Source organism: Mesorhizobium sp. CNPSo 4661 (assembly GCF_057784215.1).
In genome coordinates this window covers 96,513-109,735 of sequence record NZ_JBWGIO010000015.1, presented here as the reverse complement: position 1 = coordinate 109,735, position 13,223 = coordinate 96,513, and the positions used below count along the sequence as shown (strand labels likewise).

15 protein-coding genes are annotated in these 13,223 nt (G+C 63.8%); 13 read left to right on the top strand and 2 right to left on the bottom strand.

Translation table 11 applies throughout. The features are described 5' to 3' along the window. Positions 1-5: 5 nt before the first annotated feature. The 5 genes from ureE to AC0YKC_RS22915 all read left to right on the top strand — a co-directional run bounded on the left by ureE (position 6) and on the right by AC0YKC_RS22915 (position 3,162). Positions 6-590: an urease accessory protein UreE gene (gene ureE / locus AC0YKC_RS22935; protein WP_488512691.1), complete on the top strand. Its 585-nt coding sequence runs from the start codon at positions 6-8 to the stop codon at positions 588-590. Continuing rightward, positions 553-1,254 carry an urease accessory protein UreF gene (locus AC0YKC_RS22930; protein WP_488512740.1) on the top strand — a complete coding sequence of 234 codons (702 nt, stop codon included), beginning with the start codon at positions 553-555 and terminating at the stop codon, positions 1,252-1,254. The genes ureE and AC0YKC_RS22930 overlap by 38 nt, the downstream gene beginning before the upstream one ends. Continuing rightward, the gene (locus AC0YKC_RS22925) at positions 1,251-1,691 is read left to right on the top strand and encodes a DUF3995 domain-containing protein (protein ID WP_488512690.1); all 441 of its coding nucleotides are present in this window, start codon (positions 1,251-1,253) and stop codon (positions 1,689-1,691) included. Before AC0YKC_RS22930 ends, AC0YKC_RS22925 begins: the two co-directional genes overlap by 4 nt. Then, complete coding sequence (gene ureG / locus AC0YKC_RS22920) at positions 1,688-2,320, top strand: urease accessory protein UreG (RefSeq protein WP_434724825.1); 633 nt, start codon at positions 1,688-1,690, stop codon at positions 2,318-2,320. Before AC0YKC_RS22925 ends, ureG begins: the two co-directional genes overlap by 4 nt. 74 nt (positions 2,321-2,394) lie before the next feature. Beyond that, positions 2,395-3,162: a class II aldolase and adducin N-terminal domain-containing protein gene (locus AC0YKC_RS22915; RefSeq protein ID WP_488512689.1), complete on the top strand. Its 768-nt coding sequence runs from the start codon at positions 2,395-2,397 to the stop codon at positions 3,160-3,162. Between the two features lie 78 nt (positions 3,163-3,240). Here AC0YKC_RS22915 and AC0YKC_RS22910 read toward each other — a convergent pair whose 3' ends face one another. Beyond that, complete coding sequence (locus tag AC0YKC_RS22910) at positions 3,241-3,873, bottom strand: HAD family hydrolase (protein WP_488512688.1); 633 nt, start codon at positions 3,871-3,873, stop codon at positions 3,241-3,243. A gap of 207 nt (positions 3,874-4,080) precedes the next feature. Between AC0YKC_RS22910 and AC0YKC_RS22905 the strand changes: the two genes are divergently transcribed. Continuing rightward, entirely contained in the window at positions 4,081-5,037 is a 957-nt protein-coding gene (locus AC0YKC_RS22905) for a sugar-binding transcriptional regulator (RefSeq protein ID WP_320294070.1), read from the top strand. Between the two features lie 19 nt (positions 5,038-5,056). Here the strand turns inward: AC0YKC_RS22905 and AC0YKC_RS22900 are convergent, their stop codons facing one another. Then, the gene (locus AC0YKC_RS22900; protein WP_127883346.1) at positions 5,057-5,242 is read right to left on the bottom strand and encodes a hypothetical protein; all 186 of its coding nucleotides are present in this window, start codon (positions 5,240-5,242) and stop codon (positions 5,057-5,059) included. A 212-nt stretch (positions 5,243-5,454) separates the two neighbouring features. Between AC0YKC_RS22900 and gcvA the strand changes: the two genes are divergently transcribed. The 7 genes from gcvA (at position 5,455) to AC0YKC_RS22865 (ending at position 13,185) form a co-directional block, all read left to right on the top strand. Continuing rightward, positions 5,455-6,363, top strand: a complete 909-nt coding sequence (gene gcvA / locus AC0YKC_RS22895) for a transcriptional regulator GcvA (protein WP_488512687.1) — start codon at positions 5,455-5,457, stop codon at positions 6,361-6,363. A 173-nt stretch (positions 6,364-6,536) separates the two neighbouring features. Further along, entirely contained in the window at positions 6,537-7,847 is a 1,311-nt protein-coding gene (locus AC0YKC_RS22890; protein ID WP_320294072.1) for an ABC transporter substrate-binding protein, read from the top strand. A gap of 141 nt (positions 7,848-7,988) precedes the next feature. Next, positions 7,989-8,861 carry a carbohydrate ABC transporter permease gene (locus AC0YKC_RS22885; RefSeq protein WP_320294073.1) on the top strand — a complete coding sequence of 291 codons (873 nt, stop codon included), beginning with the start codon at positions 7,989-7,991 and terminating at the stop codon, positions 8,859-8,861. A 10-nt stretch (positions 8,862-8,871) separates the two neighbouring features. Further along, positions 8,872-9,696: a carbohydrate ABC transporter permease gene (locus AC0YKC_RS22880; RefSeq protein ID WP_434724828.1), complete on the top strand. Its 825-nt coding sequence runs from the start codon at positions 8,872-8,874 to the stop codon at positions 9,694-9,696. Positions 9,697-9,742: 46 nt separating this feature from the next. Next, positions 9,743-10,747 carry an ABC transporter ATP-binding protein gene (locus AC0YKC_RS22875; RefSeq protein ID WP_320294075.1) on the top strand — a complete coding sequence of 335 codons (1,005 nt, stop codon included), beginning with the start codon at positions 9,743-9,745 and terminating at the stop codon, positions 10,745-10,747. Positions 10,748-10,771: 24 nt separating this feature from the next. Then, positions 10,772-11,542, top strand: a complete 771-nt coding sequence (locus AC0YKC_RS22870; protein WP_320294076.1) for an L-iditol 2-dehydrogenase — start codon at positions 10,772-10,774, stop codon at positions 11,540-11,542. Positions 11,543-11,706: 164 nt separating this feature from the next. Then, positions 11,707-13,185 (top strand): mannitol dehydrogenase family protein, encoded by a 1,479-nt coding sequence (locus AC0YKC_RS22865; RefSeq protein ID WP_488512686.1) that lies wholly within the window; start codon positions 11,707-11,709, stop codon positions 13,183-13,185. Positions 13,186-13,223: the final 38 nt, after the last annotated feature.

Genomic DNA, 13,223 nt, shown 5'->3' with positions numbered 1-13,223 from the left:
ATGAAATGAAGCTCAACATCAACACCGATTTCACCAAGTTCCCGCGCGCTGTGTCGGTTCTTGCAGCCGGCCAAGCCGGGGCAGCGAAGCCCTACGACAAGGCCGTGCTGCCGCATGACGAGCGGCATCTGCGCCGACGTGCTATCGAGACCGCGAGCGGCGACAAGGTGCTGGTCGACCTGCCCGAACCGGTCGCTTTAGCCAATGGCGACCGGCTGGTGCTGGAGGACGGCCGCCAGCTTGAGATCGTCGCGGCGCCGGAAGAGGTCTACGACATCCGCGCCCGCGACGCGGTTCATCTCACCGAGCTTGCATGGCACATCGGCAACCGCCATCTCGCGGCGGCGATCGAGGCGGACAGCATCCTCATCCTGCGCGACCATGTCATCAAGGCGATGCTGGAAGGCCTCGGCGCCACGGTAAGCGAGGTTTCGCAACCGTTCAGCCCGGTGCGCGGCGCGTATTCCGGCCATGGCCACGACCACGGCCATTCGCATGATCACCACGATCATGACCACCATGACCATGATCATGACCACGGTCACGATCATCATGATCACGACCATGGTCACCACCATCGCCATGACTGAGCAGCCTTCCACCGTCGCGCTGCTGCGGCTGATGGCCTGGCTGTCGCCGGCCTTTCCGGTCGGTGGCTTCGCCTACAGTCATGGGCTCGAGCGCGCCGTGCATGACGGACTGATCGCTGATCGGAAAGATCTCGCCGGCTGGCTGGAGACGCTGGTCGAGTTGGGGTCGGGCTGGAACGACGCCGTGCTCTTCGCGGAAAGCTGGCGGCGTGCCCGCGACGGTGGCGATCTCGGCGAAGTTGCCGCGCTGGCCGAAGCGCTTGCCGGGTCGCGGGAGCGGCACATGGAAACCATGCTGCAGGGCGCGGCCTTTCTGCGGGCGGCGTCTGCCTGGTCGTCTCCGGCTTTGGAGCGTTTGCCGGCCGATTGCCCCTATTGCGTTGCGGTCGGCGCCGTTGCCGGCAGCGGCGGCATCGATCTTTCGCAAGCGCTGTCCGCCTTCCTGCAGGCATTCTTCTCCAATCTCGTGCAAGCGGCGATCAGGCTCGGCGTGGTTGGCCAGGCCGACGCCGTCGCATTGTTAGCCGGCTTCGAACCTCTGGCGCTGGCGACCGCATCGCGCGCCGCTGCTTCCAGCCTGGACGATCTGGGCGGCGCGGCCTTCATGTCCGACATAGCGGCGATGAGCCACGAGACACAATATTCGCGGCTGTTCCGCTCATGACCGTCCTTGCCGTCATCCTCTCTTTCGTCCTGCTCTTGATCACCACCTTGCATGTCTATTGGGGCATAGGCGGCATCTGGCCGGGCACGGATCAGGCCTCCTGCGCGCGCGCCGTCGTCGGCTTCCGTGGCGTCGACGAGATGCCCTCGACGGTCGCAAGCTTTGCTGTCGCCGCTTGCCTTATTCTCGCGACGCTCTGGCCGCTGGCGCTCGCCGGCGTCTTTGCGACGCCCTTTCCAAGAGAAGGCCTGGCAGCCACGGCGCTGATGATCGGCCTCGTCTTCCTCGGACGCGGCATCGCCGGCTTCACGCCCTGGTGGCGCAAGCTTGCGCCCGAGCAGCCTTTCGCGCGGCTCGACCAGCGTCTCTATTCGCCGCTCTGCCTGCTGATCGGGTTGGGCTTCGCAATCCTTGCAATCACGGAGTTCCCGGCATGACGTCGAAAAACGGTCCTCTTCGCATCGGCATCGGCGGCCCGGTCGGCTCCGGCAAGACCACGCTGACCGAGAAGCTCTGCAAGGCGCTACGCGACGACTTCTCCATCGCCGTCGTCACGAACGACATCTACACCAAGGAAGATGCGATGATGCTCGCGCGGCTACAAGCATTGCCTGAAGAGCGCATTGTCGGCGTCGAGACCGGCGGCTGCCCGCACACCGCCATCCGCGAGGACGCCTCGATCAATTTGCGGGCGATTGCGGAGCTGAACAAAAAGTTCCCGGACCTCGACATCATCTTCATCGAATCCGGCGGCGACAATCTCGCCGCCACCTTCTCGCCAGACCTCGCCGATCTCACCCTCTATGTCATCTCGGTCTGCCAGGGCGAGGAAATCCCGCGCAAGGGCGGCCCGGCCATCACCCGTTCGGATTTCCTGATCATCAACAAGAGCGATCTGGCGCCCTATGTGAACGTCAACCTCGACGTCATGGAGTCCGATGCCGGCCGCATGCGCGGCAAGCGGCCCTTCGGCTTCACCGATCTGTCGCGGGGCAAGGGTCTCAAGGAGGTCGTCGACTTCATCGTCGAGCAGGGCGGGCTGCAATCGGAACGGCCTGCCGCCTGAGCCGCTGACCCACCAGTTTGCGGTTGCTGGCAGCCGTCAGGCACGGCATTCTCATCCAAACAGGAGGATTTTCGATGAGCCTTGCCCGCCTGCACAAGGAACCGCTGAGCAACCTGCCCTATTATGAGGAGCGGGTCGATCTCGCCGCCGCGTTCCGCTGGACGGCCCGGCTCAACATGCATGAGGCGGTGGCCAACCACTTCTCGCTGTCCGTCAACGAGGATGGCACCAAGTTCCTGATGAACCCCAACCAGGTGCATTTCTCGCGCATCAAGGCGAGCGACCTGCTGTTGATCGACGCCAACGATCCCGAAACGCTGTCCGGCCCCAACGCGCCCGACCCGACCGCCTGGGGTCTGCATGGCGCCATCCATCGCAATGTCCCGCATGCGCGCTGCGCCATGCATGTCCATTCGATCCACGCCACCGTGCTTGCCTCGCTCGCCGACTCGACGCTGCCGCCGGTCGACCAGAACTCGGCCATGTTCTTCAATCGCCATGTCGTCGACGCCAATTATGGCGGCCTGGCTTTCGAGGAGGAAGGCGAGCGCTGTTCGCAGCTTCTCACCGACCCTAAGGTCAAGGTGATGGTCATGGGCAATCACGGCGTCATGGTCATCGGCGACACTGTCGCCGACGCCTTCAACCGCATGTTCTATTTCGAGCGCGCCGCCGAGACCTACATCAAGGCGCTGTGGACCGGCCGCCCGCTGCGCACGCTCTCCAACGAGATCGCCGAGAAGACCGCGCGCGAGATGGACGATTATCCTGGCCAGGCCGAACGCCATCTGGCCGAGTTGAAGGCGATCCTCGACGAGGAAGAGTCGGTCTACCGGAATTGAGCGGTCATTTCCCTTCTCCCTGTTCACGGGGAGAAGGTGCCCGAAGGGCGGATGAGGGGCAGCGCTGACGTCCGAGGGCTAAAGCCCCAGCTGCGCCCGCAATTCCGCCGCGCTGTTGATGACGATGGCGCCGGGCGGACCTTCCATCGGCGCTTCCGGCCAGAAGATCGTCTTCATGCCCGCAGCCAGTCCGGCCATGGCGCCGGTCAGGCTGTCGTCGACGGCAAAAGCATCCACCGGATCGACGCCGGCGAGATAGGCGGCGCGCAGGAAGGGTTCGGGAAGCGGCTTGCCGTCGATCACGTCGTTGCGGCTGACCGTCATCATGCCCGGATAGATGAGGCCGACGGCGCGCAGATTGGCATCGACGATCAGCCGGTCGGAGTTGGACACCACCGCCTGCTCGACGCCGAGCGCGCGCAATTCGTTGAACACTTCGATCGCGCCCGGGCGTGGCTTCAGCGTTTCGGCCAGCGGCAGATAGTGATCATATTTGCGCACGATCCAGTCGTCGAAGGGCAGGCTAAGGCCGAACTCGTCGCGCAGCATCTCGTAGACCGGCCATGCGGCGACGCCAAGCACACGCTCGTGCAGGTCGACCGGCGGCGCGACGCCGACGCTGCGCAGCGCCGCCACAAGCGCCGCCTCATGCAGCGGCTCGCTGTCGACCAGCGTTCCGTCCATATCCCAGAAAACGGCTTTCGGCGTCATGTGCGGCTCCCTTCGCCGATCCCCTTAATGGGTTTCCCGGTTGAGATAAACCGTCCCGTCGGCAAATGGTTGGGCAAGCGGCGGATTGGTCCTTCGGCAGCCTGCGACACCCCCAAGCAATTGCCCTTTCGATAGACAATTGCGCGCTGGCATATTCGCTGTAAGCTATGGCGCCCGTTTCAGCATCGCGCGGGCTGGAGGCAGGACGTGAATTCGCGACAGGAAACCGGCAGCACCAGGTTGGACGACGCCGCGCGCGCCGGCTGGCTTTATTATGTTGCCGGCAACACGCAGGACCAGATCGCGGCCAAGCTTGGTATCTCCAGGCAGACGGCGCAGCGGCTGGTGTCGCTCGCCATGTCGGAGGGGTTGATCAAGGTGCGCGTCGATCATCCGATCGCCAACTGCCTGGATCTTGCCGCGCGGCTCAAGTCACGCTTCGCGCTCGACCTTGTCGAGGTGGTGCCGAGCGACCCGACATCGAACTCGACGACGATCGGCATCGCCGAGGCTGCAGCGGCCGAAATCGAACGCCGGCTGCGCTCGGAGGCGCCCATCGTCATGGCGATAGGCACCGGGCGCACGCTGAAGGCGGCGATCGAGCAGCTGCCGCCGATGGAATGCCCGCAGCACAAGGTCGTGTCGTTGACCGGCAACATCTCGCCCGACGGTTCGGCCGCTTTCTACAACGTCATCTTCACCATGGCCGACCGCGTCAAGGCGCGGTCCTTCCCGATGCCGCTGCCGGTCATCGCGTCCTCGCCGGAAGAGCGCGAGATGCTGCTCAACCAGCCGATGATCCAGCCTACATTGGCGCTGGCAGCCGAGGCCGACGTCACCTTTGTCGGCATCGGCGATCTCGGGCCTAGGGCACCCCTCTACGAGGACGGCTTCATTTCCGAAAGCGAGCTGAAGGCGCTGCAGAAGGCCGGCGGCATTGCCGAGATCGTCGGCTGGGTCTTCGACCGCGAAGGCCGCATGATCGAAGGCATCACCAACGACCGCGTCTCTTCCGCCGCGCTGCCGTCGCGGGAACGGTCGCTGGTCATCGCTTTGGCCATGGGCGAGCGCAAGCTGCCGGGCATCCTGGCCGCCGTGAATCGGCGGCTGGTCAACGGCCTCATCACCGACGAACGGACGGCCGAAGCCTTGCTTGCCGGCTGACTGCCCATAAAAAGAATGGCTATTGCGAAGGGCCGCGCGGGTCGTTGCCGTCGAGAAAACCCATGTCGCGCTGCAGATGCTCGGATAGTTCCCGAACATCGATATAGCCGCGCCTGCGGCCCGAAAACCGTGCAAATTCCCGCACGAGCGTGAAAAGCCAGCCGCGTGCCGGGGTGGAAACGAGTTTTTCCTGAACCGTGACCATGATCGTCAGCCTTCGTTAGAGCAATTCCAGGAAAAGTGTGAGCGGTTTTCCGTCCGGAATTGCGTAAAATCAAAGAGTTAGAGCGATTTGCCGTTTCCGTGAAACGGCGAAGCGCTCTAGCGCTTGAACTGGATTGATCGTCGACCCCAAATATCGGGTTGGCCGGTTCGTGCTTCCAATTAAACCTCGATCATGACCCATAAGGAGGCCTTATGCCCGATCTCAGCTCTCCGCAGCTTGCGCCGCTGCCGCCGCTGCAGGCGGTCCGGGTGTTCGAAGCGGTGGCTAGGCACCTGTCGTTCACCAAGGCGGCGCAGGAATTGGGCATGACCCAGGCGGCTGCCAGCTACCAGATCAAGCTGCTCGAGGAGCGCATTGGCGCGCCACTGTTCCTGCGTCGTCCACGGCAGATCGAGTTGACCGAGCCCGGCCAGCGCCTGGCGCCTGCCGTCAGCGAGGCCTTCGCCATCCTGGGCCAGGCCTATGCCGCGGCGCGCGGCGGCGCCGACGGCCTGCTCTGCGTCACCACCGTGCTGACCTTCGCCTCGAACTGGCTGGCGCAGCATCTGGGCTCGTTCCAGATCGCCCATCCGGCACTTGCCGTGCGGCTCGACACGTCGAGCCGCCTGACCGATTTCGCGCGCGAGGATGTCGATCTCGCCATCCGCTCGGGCGGCGGCAAATGGCCGGGCCTCGAGGCGCACAAGCTGCTCGACGCCGATTTCACCCCGATGCTTAGCCCCAAGCTCGCGGCGAGCATCGGCGGCGTCAACGAACCGGCGGATCTGCTGCGATTGCCGATCCTCGACCCCGGCGACATCTGGTGGACGCAATGGTTCGAGGCCGCCGGCGTGAGCGGGCATGATCTCGCCAAACGGCCGGGCTCAAGCATGGGCGCGCAGGCCTATGAGGCGAACGCGGCGATGGCTGGCCATGGCGTGGCGATCCTGACCAGGGCCCTGTTCAAGAACGAGATCGCCGACGGTCGCCTGGTCCAGCCCTTCGATCTGGTTGGCGACGACGGCCATGCCTATTGGCTGGTCTATCCGACGGCACGCCGCAACGTGCCGAAGATCCGCGCTTTCCGCGACTGGATCCTGGCCGAGATCGCCTGCCCTTAAGCCGACTGCCCGTACCTTCCACCGCCAAAGTGACCGGCCGCGTCGCCGGGCGGGTCACGTAGCGTCATTTCTGCTGCGTTGCAGCATAGATTCAGGGTTGACATAAATCACGGCAAGTGAGTAATTGCTCAAAGCCAAGGCAAATGCTCATCTTGGTTTATGGGAGGAATTTGATGAAACTTCGCACGCTCACCCTGGGCCTGTTGTCGGCAAGCGCTCTCGCTTTCGCCGCGCACGCCGAATCCATCACCATCGCCACCGTCAACAATGGCGACATGGTCCGCATGCAGAAGCTGACGGACGACTTCACCAAGGCCAACCCCGACATCCAGCTCAACTGGGTCACGCTTGAAGAGAACGTGCTGCGCGAGCGCGTCACCACCGACATCGCCACCAAGGGCGGCCAGTACGACGTCATGACCATCGGCACCTACGAGGTTCCGATCTGGGCCAAGCAGAGCTGGCTGCTGCCGCTCGACAAGCTCGGCGACGACTACGACGTCAAGGACATCATCCCGGCCATTGCCGGCGGCCTTTCGGTCGACGGCAAGCTCTATGCCGCGCCCTTCTACGGCGAAAGCTCCTTCGTCATGTACCGCAAGGACCTGATGGAGAAGGCGGGCCTCAAGATGCCCGACGCGCCGACCTGGGACTTCATCAAGCAGGCCGCCGACAAGATGACCGACCGCGCCAACGGCGTGAACGGCGTGTGCCTGCGCGGCAAGGCAGGCTGGGGCGAGAACATGGCTTTCCTGACCGCCATGTCGAACTCCTTCGGCGCGCGCTGGTTCGACGAGAACTGGAAGCCGCAGTTCGACCAGCCCGAGTGGAAGAAGACGCTGCAGTTCTATGTCGACCTGATGAAGGCCGACGGCCCGGAAGGCGCTTCGTCCAACGGCTTCAACGAGAACCTGGCGCTATTCCAGCAGGGCAAGTGCGGCATGTGGATCGACGCCACCGTCGCCGCGTCCTTCGTCTCCGATCCGAAGGCCTCGAAGGTCGCCGACAAGGTCGGCTATGCGCTGGCGCCCGACAATGGTCTCGGCAAGCGCGGCAACTGGCTGTGGGCATGGTCGCTGGCGGTCCCCGCCGGCACCCAGAAGGCCGCCGCCGCCGAGAAGTTCGTCTCCTGGGCAACCAGCAAGCATTATGCCGAGCTGGTCGCTTCGAAGGAAGGCTGGGCCAACGTTCCTCCGGGCACGCGCTCCTCGCTCTACGCCAATCCGGAGTACCAGAAGGCAGCGCCTTTCGCGAAGATGACGCTGGACTCCATCAACGCCGCCGACCCGACGCATCCGACCGTCAAGCCGGTGCCCTATGTCGGCGTGCAGTTCGTCGCCATTCCTGAATTCCAGGGCCTCGGCACCACCGTCGGCCAACTCTTCTCGGCAGCGCTTGCCGGCCAGTCGAGCGTCGACGATGCCCTCAAGCAGGCCCAGGACGCAGCCACCGCGGCGATGACCGAAGGCGGCTACATCAAGTAAGGCTCCTCCCGGTGCCGAACGCCGGTCGCGCATCATGACCGGCAGGTGGGCGCCCGAAACCCAGTTCGGGCGGCCACTTCTCAAAACCAGGAAAATTCTGGCACAACTCTTAATCCGGCTGACCTTGGGAGGGTGACCGTCATGGCTACTCAGCAAACCCGTTCGCTTGCGCGCTTCATGATGGCGCCATCGGTGATCCTGCTGTTTGTCTGGATGATCGTGCCGCTCGTCTTCACGCTGTGGTTCTCGTTCCAGCAGTACAATCCGCTGAACCCGATCCGTGACGGCTTCGTCGGTTTCTCCAACTACGCGCTGTTCTACTCCAACCCGGCCTTCCTCTCCTCGATCCTCAACACGCTGACCATCGTCGTCAGCGTGCTGGTCATCACCGTTGTCGGCGGCATCCTTCTGGCGATGCTGCTCGACCAGCCGATCTGGGGCCAGGGCATCGTGCGCATCCTGGTTATCTCGCCGTTCTTCGTCATGCCGCCGGTCGCGGCCCTTGTCTGGAAGAACATGATCATGCACCCGCAATACGGCGTCTTCGCCGATATCGCGCGCTTCTTCGGCGCCGAGCCGATCGACTGGTTCGGCCAGCATCCGCTAACCGCCATCATCCTCATCGTCGCCTGGCAGTGGCTGCCCTTCGCGACGCTGATCCTGCTCACTTCCTTGCAGTCGCTCGACGGCGAGCAGAAGGAAGCGGCCGAGATGGACGGCGCCGGCTTCCTCAGCCGCTTCTGGTATCTGACGCTGCCGCACATGTCGCGGGCGATCACCGTCGTCATCCTGATCCAGACGATCTTCCTGCTCTCGGTCTATGCCGAGATCCTGGTCACCACCAATGGCGGCCCGGGCTACGCCTCCACCAATCTGCCCTTCCTCGTCTACCAGAAGGCGCTGCTGGAGTTCAAAATCGGTCAGGCATCCGCCGGTGGCGTGATCGCCGTCATTCTGGCCAACATCGTTGCCTTCTTCGCCATGCGCGCCGTCGGCAAGAACCTGGACAAATAGGGAGGACAAGATGGCCCGCGCAGTCACCACCCAGCACAAGACCATCGCCACGGCCGCGGCCTGGATCGTCGCCCTGCTGATCTTCTTTCCGATCCTTTATACGATCATCACCTCGTTCAAGTCGGAGCAGGAGGCGATCCAGGGCTTCAACCTGATCCCCTCCGGGACCTTCGAGAGCTATTCCGAGGTGCAGGCGCAGAGCGGCTACTTCAAGTTCTTTTTCAATTCTGTGCTGCTCTCGGTCGGTTCGACCATTCTGGCCTTGCTGGTCGCGATCCCGGCGGCATGGTCGATGGCTTTCTCGCCGACCAAGCGCACCAAGGACATCCTGATGTGGATGCTGTCCACCAAGATGATGCCGGCGGTCGCGGTGCTTTTCCCGATCTACCTGATCTTCCGCGACACCGGCCTGCTCGACAGCCGCATCGGCCTGATGGTCATGCTGATGCTGATCAACCTGCCGATCGTGGTCTGGATGCTCTACACCTATTTCCGCGAGATACCGGGCGAGATCCTGGAAGCGGCGCGCATGGACGGCGCCTCGCTGTGGAACGAGATCATCTATGTGCTGACGCCGATGGCTGTTCCCGGCATCGCCTCGACCATGCTCTTGAACATCATCCTGGCCTGGAACGAGGCGTTCTGGACCATCCGGCTCACCACCACCAATGCCGCGCCGCTCACCGCCTTCATCAGCTCTTTCTCCAGTCCGCAAGGCCTGTTCTGGGCCAAGCTCTCCGCGGCCTCGACGCTGGCGATCGCGCCGATCCTGATCATGGGCTGGTTCAGCCAGAAGCAGTTGGTGCGCGGCCTGACCTTTGGCGCCGTGAAGTAAAAGCGCCCAAGCGGCGGACGACGAAGACCATCCCCGGGAGGAAACCATGGGAAACATCACGCTCAAGAACGTCTCCAAGTCCTTCGGGTCGACGGTGATCATTCCGAACATCGACCTCAACATCGAGGACGGCGAGTTCGTCGTGTTCGTCGGCCCATCGGGTTGCGGCAAGTCCACGCTGCTCAGGCTGATCGCCGGGCTCGAGGATACCAGCGGCGGCACCATCTCGATCGATGGCCGTGACGTCACCCGCGAGGCGCCGGCCAAGCGCAAGCTTGCCATGGTGTTCCAGTCCTACGCGCTCTATCCGCACATGACGGTCGCCAAGAACATCGCCTTCCCATTGAAGATGGCCGGCGAGGACCAGGCGACCATCGACAAGAAGGTGAAGGACGCCGCGCGCGTGCTCAACCTCACCAACTACCTCGAGCGCCGCCCCGGCCAGCTCTCCGGCGGCCAGCGCCAGCGCGTCGCCATCGGCCGCGCCATCGTGCGACAGCCCTCGGCCTTCCTGTTCGACGAGCCGCTGTCCAACCTCGACGCGGCTCTGCGCGGCACCATGCGGCTGGAGATCAGCGAGCTGCACCATCAGCTGAAGACGACGATGATCTACGTCACCCACGACCAGGTCGAAGCCATGACCATGGCCGACAAGATCGTCGTGCTCAACGCCGGCAACATCGAGCAGGTCGGCTCGCCGATGGAACTCTACAAGACGCCGAAGAACCTCTTCGTCGCCGGCTTCATCGGCTCGCCCAAGATGAACCTCATCGAAGGCGCGCCGGCAGACAAATACGGCGCCAAGACCATCGGCATCCGGCCCGAACACTTGAACATCTCGACCACGGCCGGAGACTGGAAGGCGACGGTGGGCGTTGCCGAGCATCTTGGCTCCGACACTTTCCTGCATGTCCAGACCGACGGCATCGGCACGATCAATGTCCGCGCCGACGGCGAGGTCGCGGTGAAGCACGGCGACACCGTCTACCTGACCCCCGACAAGACCAAGCTGCATCGCTTCGGCGCCGACGGCAAGGCGCTGGCCCAGTGACGACGGCAAAGTGAGGACGGGACAGTGAGGTTGAAAGGCAAATCGGCGCTGATCACCGGATCGGCGCGCGGCATCGGCAGGGCTTTCGCCGAGGCCTATGCGCGCGAAGGCGCGACGGTGGCGATTGCCGACATCGACCTCAAAGCGGCGGAAGCGACGGCGAAAGCGATCGGTCCACAAGCTTACGCTGTCCAACTCGACGTGACCGATCAGTCTTCGATCGAGGCGGCGGTGAAGGCGGTCGAAGCGAAGACCGGTGGGCTCGACGTGCTGGTCAACAACGCCGCGATCTTCGATCTCGCGCCGATCGTCGAAATAACGAAGGCGAGCTACGAAAAACTGTTCTCCGTCAACGTCGCCGGCACGCTGTTCATGCTGCAGGCGGCGGCCCGTTCGATGATCGCGCGCGGCAAGGGCGGCAGGATCATCAACATGGCGAGCCAGGCCGGCCGCCGCGGCGAGCCGCTGGTCGCGGTCTATTGCGCCACCAAGGCCGCCGTCATTTCGCTGACGCAGTCAGCGGGTCTCGACCTCATCAAGCATCGCATCAACGTCAACGGCATCGCGCCGGGCGTCGTGGACAGCGACATGTGGGACCAGGTCGACGCGCTGTTCGCCAAATACGAGAACCGCCCGAAGGGCGAGAAGAAGCGCTTGGTCGGCGAAGGCGTTCCCTACGGCCGCATGGGCAAGCCGGAAGATCTCGCCGGCATGGCGGTTTTCCTCGCCAGCGACGAGGCCGAATACATTGTCGCCCAGACCTACAATGTCGATGGCGGCCAATGGATGAGTTGACGGGGATGGGTTGAGGGGGGAGGCGCTTCTCTTCTTCCTCCGGAGAAGACGCCGCGGGGCAGGTGAGGGGCAGCATACTGGAACACCGGGTGTTGCCCCTCATCCTCGCTCTCCCGAAGGAGGCGTTAACAGTCGGGCTGCAGATCGGCCAAAGGGTGAATGAGATGACCGTGAAACTCTCCTCCTCGAACCTCGCCAGGCTGCCGGCCAAGGTCGCCGGCCCGAAATATGACCGCTCCGTCCTGAAGGCCGGCATCGTCCATTTTGGCGTCGGCAACTTCCACCGCTCGCACCAGGCGGTCTATCTCGACGACCTGTTCGGCACCGGCGAGGGCCATGACTGGGCGCTGATCGGCGCCGGCGTGTTCGAAGGCGAGAAGATCGGCCGTTCCAAGCTGCAGGAACAGGACTGGCTGACCACCGTCGTCGAGCAGGACCAGGGTCATATGAGCGCCCGTGTCACCGGCGCCATGATCGATTTCCTGACGCCCGGCGATGCCGCTGCGATCATCGAGCGGCTTGCCGATCCGGCGATCAAGATCGTGTCGCTGACCATCACCGAAGGCGGCTATTTCATCGACCCGGCCTCCGGCAAGTTCAACCCGGCTCATCCCGACATCGTCGCCGACGCGCAGCCTGGGGCCGTGCCGAAGACCGTCTTCGGCATCATCCTTGCCGGGCTGCTGCGCCGGCGCGCCGACGGCATCGTGCCGTTCACCGTCATGTCCTGCGACAACATCCCCCATAACGGCCACGTCACCTCCGACGGCGTCATCGGCCTAGCCCGGCTGATCGACGAGGACCTCGCCAAATGGGTGGAAGACAAGGTCGCCTTCCCGAACGGCATGGTCGACCGCATCACGCCGGCCACCAGCGACCGTGAGCGCAAGATCCTCGCCGACGATTTCGGGCTGGAGGACAACTGGCCGGTGTTCTGCGAGCCGTTCAAGCAATGGGTGCTGGAGGACCATTTCACCGCCGGCCGCCCGGCGCTGGAAAAGGTCGGCGTGCAATTCGTCAAGGACGTCTCGCCCTACGAATTGATGAAGATCCGCATCCTCAACGGCGGCCACGCCACGATCGCCTATCCGGCGGGGCTGATGGACATCCATTTCGTCCATGAAGGCATGCAGGAGCCGCTGGTGCGCGCCTTCCTGTCGAAGCTCGAGCATGACGAGATCATTCCGACCGTGCCGCCGGTGCCTAACACCGATCTGGAGGAGTACTACCAGCTCATCGAGCGCCGCTTCTCCAACCCCAAGATCGGCGACACCATCCGCCGGCTTTGCCTCGACGGCTCCAACCGCCAGCCGAAATTCATCATCCCGACGATCGCCGACCGGCTGAAGGCTGGCAAGGGCGTCGCCGGCCTCGCGCTGGAATCCGCACTCTGGTGCCGCTACTGTTTCGGCACCACCGACAGCGGCGCCGTCATCGAGCCGAATGATCCCAGCTGGGATCGCATGCAGGCCACCGCGAAGGCGGCGAAGGGCGATCCGAAGGCCTGGCTGGCGATGGAGGACATCTATGGTGATGTCGGCCGCTCGCCCGTCTTCGCCGAGGCCTTCGCCCATGCCTTGAAGGCGCTGTGGGCGAACGGCGCGCGCGAAACCCTGACGCGCTATCTCGCCGGCAAGCTCTAGAGCGTGATCCCAAAAAGTGGGAACCGGTTTTCGGCAAA

Coding starts and splice junctions, on each gene's coding strand:
- AC0YKC_RS22875 (WP_320294075.1), top strand. CDS start 9,743: ATGGGAAACATCACGCTCAAGAACGTCTCCAAGTCCTTCGGGTCGACG.
- AC0YKC_RS22865 (WP_488512686.1), top strand. CDS start 11,707: ATGACCGTGAAACTCTCCTCCTCGAACCTCGCCAGGCTGCCGGCCAAG.
- AC0YKC_RS22925 (WP_488512690.1), top strand. CDS start 1,251: ATGACCGTCCTTGCCGTCATCCTCTCTTTCGTCCTGCTCTTGATCACC.
- AC0YKC_RS22900 (WP_127883346.1), bottom strand. CDS start 5,242: ATGGTCACGGTTCAGGAAAAACTCGTTTCCACCCCGGCACGCGGCTGG.
- AC0YKC_RS22885 (WP_320294073.1), top strand. CDS start 7,989: ATGGCTACTCAGCAAACCCGTTCGCTTGCGCGCTTCATGATGGCGCCA.
- AC0YKC_RS22910 (WP_488512688.1), bottom strand. CDS start 3,873: ATGACGCCGAAAGCCGTTTTCTGGGATATGGACGGAACGCTGGTCGAC.
- ureG (WP_434724825.1), top strand. CDS start 1,688: ATGACGTCGAAAAACGGTCCTCTTCGCATCGGCATCGGCGGCCCGGTC.
- AC0YKC_RS22930 (WP_488512740.1), top strand. CDS start 553: ATGATCACGACCATGGTCACCACCATCGCCATGACTGAGCAGCCTTCC.
- AC0YKC_RS22880 (WP_434724828.1), top strand. CDS start 8,872: ATGGCCCGCGCAGTCACCACCCAGCACAAGACCATCGCCACGGCCGCG.
- AC0YKC_RS22915 (WP_488512689.1), top strand. CDS start 2,395: ATGAGCCTTGCCCGCCTGCACAAGGAACCGCTGAGCAACCTGCCCTAT.
- gcvA (WP_488512687.1), top strand. CDS start 5,455: ATGCCCGATCTCAGCTCTCCGCAGCTTGCGCCGCTGCCGCCGCTGCAG.
- AC0YKC_RS22890 (WP_320294072.1), top strand. CDS start 6,537: ATGAAACTTCGCACGCTCACCCTGGGCCTGTTGTCGGCAAGCGCTCTC.
- ureE (WP_488512691.1), top strand. CDS start 6: ATGAAGCTCAACATCAACACCGATTTCACCAAGTTCCCGCGCGCTGTG.